This window comes from Streptomyces sp. SX-6 (genome assembly GCF_059089585.1).
Genome location: NZ_JBTHHU010000019.1, coordinates 24,989 through 39,957, shown reverse-complemented (window position 1 = coordinate 39,957; position 14,969 = coordinate 24,989). Strand labels below are relative to the sequence as shown.

Below are 14,969 nucleotides of genomic sequence, written 5' to 3'. Positions count from 1 at the left end.
ACCGGACAACTGTCCGCTTGCAGCTCACTCTAGTAGCAGTCGCTGCCGCAGTGCGAACCCCTCACGCCGAAAAGGGCCGTTCATGACCGCATCGACGTCCAGCGTCATCACCTTGCACGTCAACGGAAAACCGCACACCTTCACCACCGACCACCGCACCACCCTGCTCGACGCGCTGCGCGAGCGCCTCGACCTGACCGGCACCAAGAAGGGCTGCGACCAAGGACAGTGCGGCGCCTGTACCGTACTGCTCGACGGCCGCCGCGCCGTGGCCTGCCTGCAGCTCGCGGTCGCGGCCGAGGGGCGCGAGATCACCACCATCGAGGGCGTCGCCGACGGCGAGGAACTGCACCCGGTACAGCAGGCGTTCCTCGAACTCGACGGCTACCAGTGCGGCTACTGCACCCCGGGGCAGATCTGCTCCGCCCTCGCGGTCCTCGAGGAGCACGCCGCCGGCTGGCCGAGCGCCGTCACCGCCGACGTACGCCCCGAGGCGGGCCCGCCCGCCCTCACCGACGACGAGATCCGGGAGCGGATGAGCGGCAACCTGTGCCGCTGCTCCGCGTACCCGGCGATCGTACGGGCCGTCGCGCAGGCCGCGTCCAAGGCGGTGCCGGCGTGAGGGAGTTCCGCTACGAGCGCGCCACCGACGTGGCCGGCGCGCTCGCCCTGCTCGCGGCCGAACCCGAAGCCCGCCCGCTCGGCGGCGGCACCAACCTCGTCGACCTGATGAAGACCGGGATCGAGCGGCCCGCCCTTCTCGTCGACCTGCGCGACCTGCCCCTCGACCGCATCGAGCCCACCGCCGGCGGAGGCCTGCGCATCGGCGCGACGGTCACCAACAGCGACCTGGCCGCACACTCGCAAGTACGCCGTCAGTACCCGGCGTTGGCGCAGGCCGTCCTCGCCGGTGCCTCGGGGCAGCTGCGCAACATGGCCACCGTCGGCGGGAACCTGCTCCAGCGCACCCGGTGCGGCTACTTCACCGATGCGGCCGCACCCTGCAACAAGCGCGTCCCGGGCAGCGGCTGCGCCGCGCTCACGGGCGAGCACCGCAACCACGCCGTCCTCGGCGCCTCCCCGCACTGCGTGGCCGTGCACCCCTCCGACATGGCGGTGGCCCTGGCCGCCTTCGACGCGGTCGTCACGTACGAAACCGCGGACGGGCCCGGCGAGTTGCCGCTCGACGGGTTCTACCGGCCCGTGGGCAGCACTCCCGAGCTGGAGACCGCGCTGCCGCCCGGCGCGCTGATCACCGGCGTCGTCCTGCCGCCGGTACCGGTCGCCGCCGCCTCCCGCTACCGCAAGGTGCGCGAGCGCGCGTCGTACGCCTTCGCGATCGGCTCGCTCGCCGCCACCCTCGAGGTCCGCGACGGCACCGTGCACGAGGTACGCCTCGCCTTCGGCGCGGTCGCCTCCCGGCCGTGGCGGGCCCGGCAGGCCGAGCGCGCCCTGACCGGGGGCCCGGCCGACGCCGCGGCCTTCGCGGCCGCCGCCGACGCCGAACTGGCCGCCGCCCGGCCCCTGGAGCACAACGGCCACAAGCTGCCGCTGATGCGCGAGCTGGTCGTCGGTGTCCTGACCGAACTCGCCGAGGAGGCCGCCCGATGACCACGGCAACGACCACGGCAACGACCACGGCAACGACCACGGCAACCACCGGATCCGTCGGCACGTCGCTCGTCCGCCTGGAAGGCCGCGACAAGGTCACCGGCGCGGCCCGCTACGCGGCCGACTTCCCGGCCGCCGACCTCGCCCACGGCTGGGTCGTGGTGTCCACCGTGGCCCGCGGACGCGTCCGCTCCGTGGACGACGCCCCCGTCCTGAAGATGCCCGGCGTGCTCGCGGTCCTGCACCACGGCAACGCGCCGCGCCTGAAGGAGGACTTCGTCGGCACCTTCGGGCCCGACGCCACCACACAGGTCCTCCAGCACGACCGCGTGCCGCACACGGGCTGGCCGGTCGCCTTCGTCGTGGCCGAGACCCTCGAGCAGGCCAGGGAGGCCGCGGAGGCGCTCGTCGTCACGTACGACGCCGAACCGCACGACGTGGACTTCCGCCCCGGGCACCCCGGCGCGTACACGCCCGAGGCGACGGCCATGGGGCCGGCGCGCACGGACAAGGGCGACGTGGAGGCCGAACTCGCCGCCTCCGACGTGGTGCTGGACGCCCACTACAGCACCCCGGAGCAGTACCACAGCCCGATGGAGCCGCACGCGGCCATGGCGTACTGGGGCGACGGGCGGCTCGAGGTCGTCGACACCACCCAGGGCGCGTACGCGACGGCGCAGGACCTCGCCCAGCTCTTCGGCCTCGACCCCGCCTCGGTGCACCTGCGCTCCGAGCACGTCGGCGGCGGCTTCGGCAGCAAGGCCCAGGCCCGCCCGCACCTCATCCTCGCCGTCATGGCGACGACCCTGCTCGGGCGGCCCGTCCGCGTCGCGCTCACCCGGCCCCAGACGTTCTCGCTCATCGGCCACCGCAGCCGCACCGCCCAGCACGTCCGGCTGGGCGCCGGCACCGACGGCCGGCTGCGGGCCCTGGAGCACACGGCGCTCAGCGCCACCTCCACGATCCGCGAGTTCATCGAACCGAGCGCCGCGTACGGGCGCACCATGTACGACGCGAACGGCCACCGCACCGTCAACAACGTGGTCCCTCTCGACGTGCCCACCCCGACCTACATGCGCGCGCCGGGCGAGGCGCCCGGATCGTTCGCCATGGAGTGCGCGCTCGACGAACTCGCCGAGCGCTGCGGCCTGGACCCGATCGCCCTGCGCGCCCGCAACGAACCCGACGTCGGCCCCGTCTCCGGGCTCCCCTTCGCCGGGCACCGCCTGCTCGACTGCTTCGCCGAAGGGGCCCGCCGCTTCGGGTGGGCCGAGCGCGATCCGCGGCCCGGCGTGCGCCGCGACGGGCGCTGGCTCGTCGGCACCGGAACGGCGGCAGCCTCCTTCTTCACCGGCGTCTTCCCGGTGACCGCCGCCGTGACCGCGAACGCGGGCGGCACCTTCACCGTGCGCATCACCGCGGCGGACATCGGGACGGGGGCACGTACCGCCCTGACCCAACTGGCCGCGGAAGCGCTGGACGTGGAGCTCGAGCGTGTGAGCGTGCTCATCGCCGACAGCGACTTCGGCAACGCGTGGCTGGCCGGAGGCTCCATGGGCACCCGGTCCTGGGGCTGGGCGGTCACGCTCGCGGCCCGCGAACTGCGCGAGCGCCTCGCCCTCGGCGCCGCCGTGCCGCCGGACGGCCTCACCGTGCGCTCCGACACGGAGCAGGCGGTGGGCGCCCTCGCCGCGGCCGAACGGCACGCGTACGGCGCCCAGTTCGCCGAGGTGGCCGTCGATGTGGGCACGGGCGAGATCCGCGTACGGCGCATGCTCGGCATCTTCGCCGCGGGCCGGATCATCAACCCGCTGACCGCCCGCGGCCAGTTGACCGGCGGCATGATCTGGGGCCTGTCCATGGCCCTGCACGAGGAGGGCGTCCGCGACGCCGCCTCGGGCGGCCTGGTCAACGCCGACCTCGCGGGCTACCACTTCGCGGCCCACGCGGACGTACCCGCCGTCGAGGCGGACTGGCTGGACGACCCGGACCCCGACGACCCGGTCGGGATCAAGGGCATTGGCGAGATCGGCGTCGTGGGATCCGCGGCGGCGGTCGCCAACGCCGTCTGGCACGCGACCGGCGTACGCCACCGCGACCTCCCGATCCGCCCCGACCGCGTCTTGATGCCGGAGTAGGAACGTGCTGGACATAGCTGATGAACTGGCCCAATGGGCCGCCGAAGGCCGGGACTTCGCCGTCGCCACCGTCGTGGCCGTCAGCGGCAGCGCCCCGCGCGGCCCCGGCGCGGCCCTGGCCGTGGACAGCCACGGCCGGGCCGTCGGCTCCGTCTCCGGCGGCTGCGTCGAAGCGGCGGTGTACGACCTGTGCGTCCAGGCGCTCCAAGAGGGGACGGTGCTGCGGGAACGGTTCGGCTACAGCGACGACGACGCCTTCGCCGTGGGCCTCACCTGCGGCGGCACCCTCGAGGTCGTGGCCGCCCCGTTCCCCGCCGCCGCCCCGGGCCGCGACGTCCTCGCCCGCGCGCTGACGGCCGCCGCCCGGGGCGAGGCGGTGGCCCTGGCCCGGGTCGTCCGCGGCCCGGACGGACTCCGGGGCGGGCTCCTGCTCGTCCGCCCCGACGGCTCGTACGACGGCGGCCTCGGCGGCGTGCCGGAGCTGGACCGCACGGCCGCCGCCCAGGCGCATGCGCTGCTCGACGCGGGCCGCACCGGCACCGTCGAACTGTCGGAGGACGGAGCGCACTGCCCCGGCGGCGTGACACTCCTGGTCGAGTCGGGCCTCGAGCCGCCGCGCCTGATCGTCTTCGGGGCGGTCGACTTCACGGCGGCGCTGGTCCGGATCGGCAAGTTCCTCGGCTATCACGTCACCGTGTGCGACGCACGCCCCGTGTTCGCCACGGCGGCCCGCTTCCCCGAGGCGGACGACGTCGTGGTCGACTGGCCCCACCGCTACCTGAACCGCACCACCACCGACGCCCGGACCGTGCTGTGCGTCCTCACCCACGACGCCAAGTTCGACGTACCGCTGCTGCGGGTCGCCCTGCGCCTCCCGGCCGCGTTCGTCGGCGCGATGGGCTCGCGCCGCACCCACGACGACCGCGTCCGGCGGCTGCGCGAAGCCGGCGTCACCGACCGCGAACTGGCCCGGCTGCGCGCCCCCATCGGCCTGGACCTCGGCGGCCGCACCCCGCAGGAGACGGCCCTGTCCATCGCCGCGGAGATCGTCGCCGTCCGCCACGGCGCCACCGGCCTCCCGCTCACGGGGACCGGCACGCCGATCCACCGCGCTGTCTCATGACACGGCCTCGGCGGCCTCGGCCGCCTCGGCCAGGAGCCGGGCCAGTTCCTGGTGTCCGGATCTGTTGGCGTCGTCCAGGGGCGTACCGCCCCAGCGGTCCACCGGCCGCGGGTCGATTCCCCTGGACAGGAGGAACTCCACGGTGCCCCGGTGCCCCTCGGCCGCGGCCAGGTGCAGGGCGGTGCGTCCGTCGTAATCGGCGGCGTCGAGCGGGACGTTGCAGGCGGCCAGCCGGCGGACTTCGTTGAGGTCGCCCCTGCTGGCGGCGAAGCACAGGCCCACGATGCCTTCGGTGGCACTTTGATGGCGCTTGAGACGGGGGTCGCGCTTGCCCGTCTCGGCGCCGGGGCCCGTGAGCAGGTCGTAGGTATGTACGTTGTAACAGTCGACCAGCCGCCGGCAGACCTCGATCCCGCGTACCGAATTCCCGTGACTGTCCAGGCGGGGCGACCAGATGGCGATGCCCATCAGCTGGGGTACGACCAGCATCAGAGCGCCCGAGACGCCGCTCTTGGCGGGCAGCCCGATGGTGAAGGCGAACTCCCCGGAGAAGTCGTACATCCCGCACGAGGACATCAACGACAGGCAATGGCGCACCGTTTGGGCGGAGAACACCGGGTCCTCCGTCAGGGGGCACACTCCGGCGTTGGCCAGGGAGGCCGCCGCGATGGCCAGTTGCCGTGCGTCGACCTCGATGGAACAGCACTGGATGTAGAACTCCAGGGTGGCCAGCAGATCCGTGCCAGGGGGAAACGCGCCGCGTTCCCGCATCGAATAGCCGAGTGCGAAATTCCGGTCCGCGGTGTTGCGCTCGGACAGGTACACGGAATTGTTGAAACCGACACCGCGCCCGCCGGCGAGCCGCTTCCAGGTCTCGGCCACATAGTCGAAGCGGTCCGCGGCGGCCAGGCCGCGCTGGATGAGCGCGCAGCTCATGATGGCGCCCGCGTTTATCATCGGGTTGTGCGGCAGGCCCGCCTTGTTGAAGGTCAGCTCGTTGAAGCCCTGGCCGCTGGGCTCCCTTCCCACATGGCGGTGGACGGTGTCGGTCCCGTGCTCTTCGAGGGTGAGGCAGTAGCTGACGGTTTTGGACACCGACTGCAGGCAGAAGTTCACCTCGGCGTCGCCGATGGAGAAGCGCTGTCCGTCCACCGTGCACACCGAGATGGCGAATTGGTCCGCGTCCACCCGCGCGAGCTGGGGGATGTACGTGGCGACGGCGCCGCTCCGGTCGGCGCGGACCTCCTGGTAGATGCGCCGGAGGTCGCCCACCAGCGCGGGGAAGTCGGGAACGGCGAGCTCCCCGCAGACGGCCCGCTCGATGATGCCCCGGTTGTGCCGGGTCGCGGCGGTGAACTCCTCCGCGCTCAGCAGCGACGGCTCGGCATCCGACAACGCGGGCCGGATGCTGTCCAGTTGGGCGACCGTTTCGGTGACCCTGGGGTCGTCGGGCAGAATGCCCGCCTCGCGCAGCACCTTCAGCAGCCGGTCGGGAGAGAACCGGCCGGACGCCTCCTGGGCGAAGCAGCCGAGGGCGTCCGTACGGATTCCGCTGCTCCGGTCGGCAGGCATGGCACCCCTCCGTCGATCTTCAGTCGATCTTCAGGAGCGCGCAGACCCCAGAACCCCCCACCGCACCGATGATTTCCGGCCACCGGCGACGATAACCAGCCTGATAGCGGGTCTGTGTACTCGGGCCGGTGGTGCGGATGCAGGCGCCAGCGCGTACTGATTCCCGTGCGCCATATGAGTGTTGGGCTCAGCCGCTCACCGGTACCGGATCACGTGCAGCCGCTCGACTCCCGTCATGTCGAGCGACACCGGCGCGTCCGACGCCCCGTCCATCAGGACGACGCCCTGCTCCGTCTTGAGGGCGTTCACCAGCCACCCCACCGCCTCCCGGCCGCGGCCGTCCGTACGGCGGACCCAGGCCAGGGCGCGGGCTCCGGTGGGCAGGGCGGAGAGGGCGTCCAACGCCCCCTGCCAGTCCTCGTGTTCGGAGACGGACAGGACCGGGCCCAGCTCCGCGAGGGTCGGCTCGAACCAGGGGGCCCGGCCGGGCGGCGGCGGGCCGGGGAGGCCCGATTCGCCCGCGTCCCAACGGGCGAGCCAGCCCCAGGGGTCCGCGTTCGGCAGGCCGAACGGCGCGCTCCCGTCCTTGGGGACGACGAGCGTGGCGTCGAGCAGGGCGTCCTGCCAATGACCGTCGTGCAGGAACCGCTTGGTGTTGCAGGAGAAGACCCAGCCCCGCCGGGTCTCGTCCCGCGCCGTCGGCGCGGCCAGTTCGACCCGGCCGTGGTAGGCGTCGTCGAGCCAGAGCCGGGCCTTGGCGACCGCGGACGCGAAGTCCTGCGCCGCCCGCTCCCACGGGTGCCGCGACGGAGCTCCGGGCAACGCGCGTACGAGCACCAACTCGCGCACCAGCGACGTGTCGAGCCGCGCCAGCGACGACGTCAGACCGTCCAGCAGGACCACCCGGCCCTTGTTGTTGTGTGCGTACAGCAGGTTGCCGGTGGCCTCCTCGCCGCCGATCCCGCGCCGCACCCAGACCAGACCCCGGGTGTCCGGGCCCGGCTCGGCGACCGCCCTGATCACGTCGTCCCAGTCGCCCGCCCGGACCGGCTCGAAGCCGGGGAAATAGCGGCGGTTGAGCCGCGCCCACCAGCCGGGTGCCTCGTCGGACGGCCGCCACGGCAGGGGAACGGACGGCGCGCCGCCGATCGCCGAGTGCAGGGCGACCGCGCAGCCCCGGGCGTTGATGCGCCGGGTCTGGTCCTCGACCCTGGCGGCCGCCTCCTGCGGCGGGACCGGCTCCAGATCCGCGAGCGGGGCGCTCGGCGCCGGATGGAACGGGGAACCGCCGTCCTTCGGCACGACGACGGAGGCCGCGAGCATCGGCGTCGCCGGGTAACCCGGCTGGTTCAGGGTGCGGCAGGCGAACAGCCAGGCGGCGGCCGTCTCGTGCACGGGGTGGGGTGCGGCGAGCTCGACGAGGCCGCCGTAGGTGCCGTGCAGCCAGGCCGCTGCGCGTTGATCCGGACTTGTCACGGTTACTCCTTGGGGGGCCACTCGCCCGAAGCGCGTCGGTTCATGTAGTCGGCCACCGGAAAGACGCTGGGCGGGAAGTGGGGCTTCTCGCCGCTGTGCGGAACGATGACAACGCTGGTGACCGGCGACTGGAGCCAGTCCCCGGTCTCGATGTGCTCCTTGAAGTCGAAGGCGACCACCCAGCCGTAGGGGTGCTCCTCGCACTTCTCCGGAAGCATGACCAAGGAGTCCGCCTTCTCGGGATACACCTTCCGGAGAAGGGCGGCGGCAGCGTCCACCGCTTCGGTTCTGCTCAGCATTTACGGAACTCCATCGCGGTACGGGACGTGCATGATTTCCTTCACGTTTTTCTCCAGCAGGCCCAGTTTTCCGCTCTGGCCGTCGAGGAACACGACTCCATGTTCGGTATTCACCGCGTTGAAGAAATGCCCGGAATCGCCTCGCCCGATGAAGACGGCGCTTCTCGAGCCCTCGCCCCGCGCCTGCAGGTCGCGAATGATGTCATCGTAGCTGTCCGCCTTGCGCCAGGCGGTCGCCGGGTCCTTGACCCCGAGCTGATCCACCGGCAGGTGACCAGGGCCTTCCCGGCGCGCCGCGCTGGCCTCGATGCCATCGAGGCGGCGATCGACGGTCACCGTGGTGTACCCGCAGTTCTGCGTGTACCCGTCCTGCCAATGGTTGTTCATGTCCCTCATCCAGGGGTACTGGTCGTCGAGGAACTCCTGGGCCACTTTCGGGTCGACGGAGTCGTGGTGAATGGCCTTCTCCGACACGTGGTCCGTGCTGCGCGCAAGCCCATTCCAGTCTTTCGCCCCGGCCCCGGCGGCTTCGTCCCCGTACTTCAGGCCTTTGGACGCCATGTTGGCGGCCGCGCTCTCCGCCGCCCCTTCCTCGATCCCCCGGGCGAGGGCGCCCCGGGCGAGGCCGGCGCCCTTGGTGCCGATGAGTTCGGGGATGAGGCGTCCGGTGAACTCCGACGGGTCCTTCTCGAAGCCGTCCACGACGGCCTTGACCACCCGCTCCGGGTGGGCCGCGGTGGAGACCAGGCCGGACAGTGTCGTCGAGACACCCTGGAGGTACGCGGCCGGGTGGGTCAGGTTGTACGGGTCCATCGGGTCGAGCCCGCGGACGAAATTGAGCAGTCCGGCCGTGCCCTTGACGACACCGCCGGCGACATGGGTGAGCTCCAGGTTGACCGCCTGGTAGCCGTCGACGGCATCGGCACCGAGCCGGTCGAGGGGCGGCGGTTCGGCCGGTGCGTGGGCCAGGGCCGCCTTGACCTTGGCGGCGGTCTCCGAGGCCACGGTGTTGCGCTGCTTGCGGGCGGCCGCCAGCTTCTCCCGAGCCGCCTCCCGGTCCTCCTTGCCGGGGTCGTGGAACGGCTCGGGCACGGGGCCGGGGTCCTGGTCCGCCTTGACCTTGGAGTTGTAGTCGGCGATGCGCTTGTTGTACGCCGTGACGGCGTCCTCGGACGCCTTCTTGCCCTTCTTGTACAACTCGATGGCCGTATGGGCCTCGTCCTGCGCCCACTTCACGGTGTGCGCGAAATTCTCCAGCGCACCTCCGGCCGATTCGCAGGCGTCGGCCGCGTGCATCCACTTCGCCGGGTGCGCCTCGAACTTCGTGCGGAAGGCGTCGCCGCCCTCGCCCTTCCAGCCCGCGGAGTCCACCTTCTTCATGCCGGTGCCGACCTTGTCGAAGGCGGTGAAGAAGGTCTTCAGGTGCTTGGCGGTCTCCTGGATCTTCTTCGGGTTGCCGTGGATGAGGTCCTCGGCGTGGTCGGACTCGCCGAGCTGCTGCTCGCCGGGAGTGGCCCCGAGGTCGGAGGCGACCTCGTCGCCCCAGTGGTCCACCGCGTGGGCCGCGTCGTGCAGCCCGACCGCGTCGAGGCCGTCGCCGACCTTGTGGGCGCCCCAGTCGATGCCCTTGCCGACCAGCTTCTCGCCTGCGTGGAGGCCGTGTTCGGCCTTGCTCAGGCCCGAGTTCAGGCCGTCCTTGAGGTCCCCGAGGATGCCCATCAGCCCTCACCCCCGCCCTGCTGCGTGCGGGCCCGCTCCTCGGGGGAGGGGCCGAAGTTGTCGTCGAGCATCTTGTTGTACTGAGCGTCCGACACCCCGAACGCCTTGTGCAGGTTCTCCGGGTTGAGGCCCATCGGGCCCATGGTGTGCGAGGTCATCACGTCCCGGCCGGCGTCCTTCCAGCCCTGGACACTGTTGTCGTATGCCTGCTCGAAGGACTTCTTGCTGTAGTCCGGGTGCAGGGACTGGGAGGCGATGTCGCGCCAGCCCTGCTGCTCGACCTGATCCTCGGACGCGTGCGGGTTGCCGATGGCCGAGTTCACGGCGACCTTGAACGTCCCCTCCAGGTAGTGGTCGGTCTCGTAGTACGTACCGGCCGACATGTGCGTCTTCTTCGCCAGCGCGTTGCCTTCGTTGACCAGCGAACGCACGCCCCACTCCCACCGCTCGCAGAACGAGTGGAACGTGTCGGTCAGGTTCTCGTGCCCCAGCTCGAGTCCCGACAGCTCCAGTTGGCTGAAGCCGCGGCCCGCACCGGCCATGCCGACCATGCCGAGGTCCTTCAGGTCGGCCAGCGCCATGGTCAGCCCCTTGGCGATGTCGGCGAGGCCGCCCGTCTCCAGGTCTTTTCCGCCCTCGCTCACCGTCGCGTCCCCTCCCCGTCGGCGACAGCCGCGTCGCCCGAGTAACCCCTGTTCACCGCGTACGTGTCCGGCACGATCCCGGCCACCGGCGGGAGCAGCACCGCGTGTTCCGCGCCGTCGGCCGCGTCCAGGGCCACCCCGCACGGCACCCCGGCCGCCGGGACGGCCGCGTCCAGCAGCCGCGCCCCGAGCACCGTCTCGTACGTCCACTCCTCGCGGCCCTCGTCCCGGGCCAGCGCGTAGCGGGCGAGCGCCGCCTCGTCGGAGAAGGCCAGAATCCAGCGCACCCCGCCGAAGTCGACGGTCAGCCATCCGTCGTCCCGGTACGGGACGAGCACGGCCGTGTCCCGGAAGGCCTCCAGCGTCGCGATGAACTCCCGCCGCCGGGCCTCGACTTCTGTCCTGTCACTCTGCTCACTCTGCGGAAGCTCCGACATGTCCGCATAGTCGGTGATTCGTGAGCGCTGTTCCGGCGCCTCGGTACTGCCCCCGTTGTCTTTCACGCGGATCACCCTCGCATACGCGTCAGTCGGCGAGAGAAACCGGGTCGAGGGGCGTCGGCATCCAGGCGCGCCGCTTCTGGGCGTGGAGCAGGGGCAGAGGACTGTCCGGGTCGGTGCCGTGGAGACGGTCCGCCAGGCGGACGAGAGTGTCGGCGCGGGCGAGGAACAGGCCGCGCACGAGGTGGGCGCGGTCGTACCCGGCGAGGGCGGCGACGCGCAGGGCGGCCGGGGCGCCGAGGGAGATGACGGTACCGGCGATGTCCTCGGCGGGGTCGCCGACCGCGGCGTCCGTCCAGTCGATGACACCGCCGATACCCCCTTCGGGGGTGACGAGCAGGTGCTCACCCTTGAGATCGCAGTGCAGCAGCCGCGCCTCCGCCGCACGGGCGGGAACATCGGTCAGCAGCGCCAACCGCTCCGCATCCGCGTGGCCGTCGTCGGCCAGGCCTCGGCCCGCCGCAGTGGCCTCGCGTGCGAGAGCCGCGAGGTCGCGGGCCGGTTCGTCGGGCACCCCGAGCAACTTCGCTTGCGCGAGCGGGAATTGGCGCAGGCCGACGAGCATGCGGGCGAGATCGTGCTCACCGTGGCCGGCGACGGGGCGGACCTCGGCGGAGAGCCCCTCGAGCCTGGTGTCCAGGGTGCACGTCAGCCCGGGCGCCCACTCACCGAGCACACGGCTGGCCGGGACGGGGACGTGGACGCAGGGGCGCAGGGCGTCGCGGACGGCGATCTCGCGGCGCTGGCGGACGGTGCCGTCCGGGTCCAGGGCCAGGCGGAGGACGTACCGCGAGCCCACCCACCACGTGGCGTGCTCACCGCCCTCGTCCACGGCCCGGATCTCCTGCGCGGCCGCCTCGGGGCACGTCAGGGAGAGGAAACGGCGGACGGTGTCGCTGGTGAGGAAAGGGGGCATGAGCGGACTTCCTGTGCAGGATCATGGAGGTATGGACGACGGCAACCCGGTGTACGGCGGTGCCGAGCCGGTCGACGCGCTCGAGGTGGCGCCGACCGCCCGGACGGCGGTGGCGTGGCTGCCGCCACAGGAGCTCTGGCCGGCGATCCAGGACATCCGCTGGGAGCACGACCCGCAGGTGCGGCGGTGGCCACCGCACGTGAACCTGCTGTTCGGCTTCGTGCCGGAGGAGGAGTTCGCGCGGGCGGTGCCGCTGCTCTCCGCCGGGGCGGCGGAGAGCACGGCGTTCACCGCGCGCCTGGCAGGCGTGCGGTACTTCCGGCACCGGAATTACGCCACGGTGTGGCTCGACCCGGCAGCGGCGGGCGTGGCGCCGTGGGCCCGTCTCCAACGGGCGCTGGAGCTGAGGTTCCCGCTCTGCGGCGGGCGCGGCGGACGCTTCACTCCGCATCTGTCCCTCGGCCGCACGCAGGACCCGCAGCAACTCGCCGCCGAGTGCGCCGCCCGGCTCGGCGCACTGTCGGCGACGGTCGAGGAGGTGGTCCTGCTCTCCCGGCGCGGCGACGAACCCATGCGGCCCCGGGCCACGATCGCCCTGGGCACGGGCGAGGTCAGATGCGGTCGGCGGCGATGAGGAGGTAGTGGAAGCTGCCCTCGCGGTAGGCGGTGAGGAAGGGGTCTTCGACGCCGGTGGCGAGGGAGGACTGGGCTCGGAGTTCCCAGTAGGGGATGGTCGCGGCCGTGAGGTCGACGACGTTCATGGGGACGAGGTTGTTGGCGGCCATGGCTTTGAAGTAGGTGCTGCGGGGGTGGATGTTGCAGGTGTAGTGCTCGTCGATGCGGCTGACGGCTTTGGAGCGGCCGCCGGTGACGTCGTTGGAGCAGCCGGTGATGACGACGTAGCGTCCGCCGAAGGCGAGTTGGCGGGCGTGTTCGGCGAAGAGGTCGAACAGGTCGACGTACATGGTGGATTCGTTGTTCCATGCGCCCTGGAAGGCGGCGGTGGGCAGGCCGGTGTCGAGCATGTTGCGGAAGTGGTAGCGGACCTTGTCGTCCACACCGCGCTTGCGGGCCTGGCCGTTGGCGAACTCGACCTGCTGCTCGGAAATGGACACGCCGTCGACCTGGCAGCCGAAACGCGCGTTGGCCATGATGCTGCTGCCGCCGCGCCCGCAGCCTGCGTCGAGGAGGCGGTGCTCGGGGGTGATGGGGCCGAGGTGGTCGAGGAGGACGTCGGCCTGCGCGGTCTCGAGGCGGTGCAGCTCCTCTATGATGCGCGCGTCGCGGGTGTCGGCGGGGCCTTCGAGGACGGTGGGGGCGTAGTCGCCGAGGCCGTAGTGGTGGTGGTAGAGGCCGTCGACGTCGCCCAGGCGCAGGTTGACCGGGTCCTTCTCGTTGTTCCAGTACTCCGCCACGGACTTCTGGTAAGCGGTGCGCAGGACAGGGGCGGTCATGGCAGGCGCGGTCATGCGGTGACTCCTTGTGCTGTCGGGTGGGCGTGAGACGGGGTCAGGCAGCAGGCGTGCGGAAGACCTCGACGTTCTCGAGGACGCCCAGCGCGTCGGGCACGAGGACGGCCGCCGAGTGGTAGGTGCTGACCAGGTAGGAGATGATCGCCTGCTCGTTGATGCCCATGAAGCGGACGTTGAGGCCCGGTTCGTACTCGTCCGGGATGCCGGTCTGCCGCAGTCCGACCACGCCCTGGTTGTCCTCGCCCAGGCGCATCGCCAGGATCGAGGTCGTGCCGCGCTCCGAGACGCCGAGCTTGCCGCAGGAGAAGATCGGCACTCCGCGCCAGGCGGGAAGGCGGTGGCCGTTCACATCGACATCGCCGAAGTAGATGCCGCGCTTGTTGCACTCGCGGCCGAAGGCGGCGATCGCCTTCGGGTGCGCGAAGAACGCCTTGGTCTGGCGCCGCATGCTCAGCAGCTCGTCCATGTCGTCCGGGGTGGGCGGACCGGAGTGGGTGGAGATGCGCTGGCCGTAATCGGCGTTGTGGAGCAGCCCGAACCCGGGGTTGTTGACCAGCTCGAACTCCTGGCGCTCACGCAGCGCCTCGATGGTCAGGCGGAGCTGCTGCTCGATCTGGTTCATCGGGTCGTTGTAGAGGTCCGCGACCCGGCTGTGCACCCGAAGGACGGTCTGGGCGACGTTCAACTCGTACTCGCGCGGCCTGAGTTCGTAGTCGACGAACGTGCCCGGCAGGACGGGCTCGCCCGCGTGGCCGGCGGAGAGGGCGATGTCCGCCTCGCCCCTCCTGTTCTGCGGGCGGTCCCCTTCGGCCTGACGCCGTGCGACATGGGCCCGCAGCCGCTCGTTCTGCCGCGACACCTCCTCGTACGCGGCCCGGGGCAGCGCCAGCACCGTACACGTCGTCACCGCCCGCGCCGTGAACTCCCACGTGCCCGGCTCCTCGGCCACCACCTGCCCGCCGAAGTGTCCGCCGTCGGCCACCACGCCGCGCCGGGCCTCCTCGCCGTACTTGCCGGTGGCGACCCGCTCCACCTTGCCGTGCGCGACCAGGTAGACGTGGTCGGCCGCCTGGCCCTCCTCCGTGATCACCTGCCCCGGCTCGTACTCCCGCTGCTGGAACCGTCCGGCCAGCGCCCGCAACACCTCGGCGTCGTCGAAGCCGCGCAGCAGCGGCAGTTCACCCAGCTCCTCCGGGACGACCCGGACCACGGCCCCTTCCTGGACGAACGTCACCCGGCCGTCACCGACCTCGTACACCAGGCGCCGGTTGACCCGGTACGTACCGCCCTTGACCTCCACCCACGGCAGCATCCGCAGCAGCCACCGCGAACTGATGCCCTGCATCTGCGGAACGGACTTGGTCGTGGTCGCCAGATTCCGGGCGGCCTCGACCCCGAGGCTCAACTGCGCCCGCCCGGCGCTCTCTTCGCTCTGCTCCGGATCCTGCGGGGGCACTGCGGTCGTCATGCTGATCCTTTCCGTCAGGGCACATGCACGG

At 71.8% G+C, this 14,969-nt stretch carries 14 protein-coding genes; 5 read left to right on the top strand and 9 right to left on the bottom strand.

Annotated elements, in window-relative coordinates:
- The first annotated feature begins 82 nt into the window (after positions 1-82).
- Genes ACV530_RS22455 through ACV530_RS22440 form a run of 4 tightly spaced genes read left to right on the top strand, consistent with a single transcriptional unit; the run spans position 83 to position 4,872 of the window.
- Positions 83-622 carry a (2Fe-2S)-binding protein gene (locus ACV530_RS22455; RefSeq protein ID WP_494334391.1) on the top strand — a complete coding sequence of 180 codons (540 nt, stop codon included), beginning with the start codon at positions 83-85 and terminating at the stop codon, positions 620-622.
- Positions 619-1,611 carry an FAD binding domain-containing protein gene (locus ACV530_RS22450; RefSeq protein ID WP_494334390.1) on the top strand — a complete coding sequence of 331 codons (993 nt, stop codon included), beginning with the start codon at positions 619-621 and terminating at the stop codon, positions 1,609-1,611. Before ACV530_RS22455 ends, ACV530_RS22450 begins: the two co-directional genes overlap by 4 nt.
- The gene (locus ACV530_RS22445) at positions 1,608-3,749 is read left to right on the top strand and encodes a xanthine dehydrogenase family protein molybdopterin-binding subunit (RefSeq protein WP_494334389.1); all 2,142 of its coding nucleotides are present in this window, start codon (positions 1,608-1,610) and stop codon (positions 3,747-3,749) included. The genes ACV530_RS22450 and ACV530_RS22445 overlap by 4 nt, the downstream gene beginning before the upstream one ends.
- A gap of 4 nt (positions 3,750-3,753) precedes the next feature.
- Positions 3,754-4,872 (top strand): XdhC family protein, encoded by a 1,119-nt coding sequence (locus ACV530_RS22440; protein WP_494334388.1) that lies wholly within the window; start codon positions 3,754-3,756, stop codon positions 4,870-4,872.
- Here ACV530_RS22440 and glsA read toward each other — a convergent pair.
- The 7 genes from glsA to ACV530_RS22405 form a co-directional block, all read right to left on the bottom strand.
- A complete protein-coding gene (gene glsA, locus ACV530_RS22435; RefSeq protein WP_494334387.1) occupies positions 4,867-6,444 on the bottom strand; it encodes a glutaminase A in 1,578 nt (525 codons plus the stop codon). The genes ACV530_RS22440 and glsA overlap by 6 nt on opposite strands.
- 195 nt (positions 6,445-6,639) lie before the next feature.
- Positions 6,640-7,920, bottom strand: a complete 1,281-nt coding sequence (locus ACV530_RS22430) for a YrhB domain-containing protein (protein ID WP_494334386.1) — start codon at positions 7,918-7,920, stop codon at positions 6,640-6,642.
- A 2-nt stretch (positions 7,921-7,922) separates the two neighbouring features.
- Entirely contained in the window at positions 7,923-8,219 is a 297-nt protein-coding gene (locus ACV530_RS22425; protein ID WP_494334385.1) for a YrhB domain-containing protein, read from the bottom strand.
- A complete protein-coding gene (locus ACV530_RS22420; protein WP_494334384.1) occupies positions 8,220-9,938 on the bottom strand; it encodes a putative T7SS-secreted protein in 1,719 nt (572 codons plus the stop codon).
- Positions 9,938-10,582, bottom strand: a complete 645-nt coding sequence (locus ACV530_RS22415) for a hypothetical protein (RefSeq protein WP_494334383.1) — start codon at positions 10,580-10,582, stop codon at positions 9,938-9,940. Before ACV530_RS22415 ends, ACV530_RS22420 begins: the two co-directional genes overlap by 1 nt.
- On the bottom strand, positions 10,579-11,019 hold the full coding sequence (locus ACV530_RS22410; RefSeq protein ID WP_494334382.1) for a hypothetical protein: 441 nt from the start codon (positions 11,017-11,019) through the stop codon (positions 10,579-10,581). Before ACV530_RS22410 ends, ACV530_RS22415 begins: the two co-directional genes overlap by 4 nt.
- An 88-nt stretch (positions 11,020-11,107) precedes the next feature.
- Positions 11,108-11,998, bottom strand: a complete 891-nt coding sequence (locus ACV530_RS22405; protein WP_494334381.1) for an aminoglycoside phosphotransferase family protein — start codon at positions 11,996-11,998, stop codon at positions 11,108-11,110.
- On the opposite strand from ACV530_RS22405, the gene ACV530_RS22400 reads away from it, so the two are divergent.
- A complete protein-coding gene (locus ACV530_RS22400) occupies positions 11,997-12,632 on the top strand; it encodes a 2'-5' RNA ligase family protein (protein WP_494334380.1) in 636 nt (211 codons plus the stop codon). The two genes, ACV530_RS22405 and ACV530_RS22400, sit on opposite strands and share 2 nt — an antisense overlap.
- On the opposite strand, the gene ACV530_RS22395 is transcribed toward ACV530_RS22400, so the two are convergent.
- The gene (locus tag ACV530_RS22395; protein WP_494334379.1) at positions 12,610-13,467 is read right to left on the bottom strand and encodes a geranyl diphosphate 2-C-methyltransferase; all 858 of its coding nucleotides are present in this window, start codon (positions 13,465-13,467) and stop codon (positions 12,610-12,612) included. The genes ACV530_RS22400 and ACV530_RS22395 overlap by 23 nt on opposite strands.
- Before the next feature lie 40 nt (positions 13,468-13,507).
- A complete protein-coding gene (locus ACV530_RS22390) occupies positions 13,508-14,938 on the bottom strand; it encodes a family 2B encapsulin nanocompartment shell protein (RefSeq protein WP_494334378.1) in 1,431 nt (476 codons plus the stop codon).
- Between the last annotated feature and the right edge of the window lie 31 nt (positions 14,939-14,969).

Coding starts and splice junctions, on each gene's coding strand:
- ACV530_RS22395 (WP_494334379.1), bottom strand. CDS start 13,467: ATGACCGCGCCTGCCATGACCGCCCCTGTCCTGCGCACCGCTTACCAG.
- ACV530_RS22455 (WP_494334391.1), top strand. CDS start 83: ATGACCGCATCGACGTCCAGCGTCATCACCTTGCACGTCAACGGAAAA.
- ACV530_RS22445 (WP_494334389.1), top strand. CDS start 1,608: ATGACCACGGCAACGACCACGGCAACGACCACGGCAACGACCACGGCA.
- ACV530_RS22400 (WP_494334380.1), top strand. CDS start 11,997: ATGAGCGGACTTCCTGTGCAGGATCATGGAGGTATGGACGACGGCAAC.
- glsA (WP_494334387.1), bottom strand. CDS start 6,444: ATGCCTGCCGACCGGAGCAGCGGAATCCGTACGGACGCCCTCGGCTGC.
- ACV530_RS22405 (WP_494334381.1), bottom strand. CDS start 11,998: ATGCCCCCTTTCCTCACCAGCGACACCGTCCGCCGTTTCCTCTCCCTG.
- ACV530_RS22425 (WP_494334385.1), bottom strand. CDS start 8,219: ATGCTGAGCAGAACCGAAGCGGTGGACGCTGCCGCCGCCCTTCTCCGG.
- ACV530_RS22420 (WP_494334384.1), bottom strand. CDS start 9,938: ATGGGCATCCTCGGGGACCTCAAGGACGGCCTGAACTCGGGCCTGAGC.
- ACV530_RS22410 (WP_494334382.1), bottom strand. CDS start 11,019: ATGTCGGAGCTTCCGCAGAGTGAGCAGAGTGACAGGACAGAAGTCGAG.
- ACV530_RS22390 (WP_494334378.1), bottom strand. CDS start 14,938: ATGACGACCGCAGTGCCCCCGCAGGATCCGGAGCAGAGCGAAGAGAGC.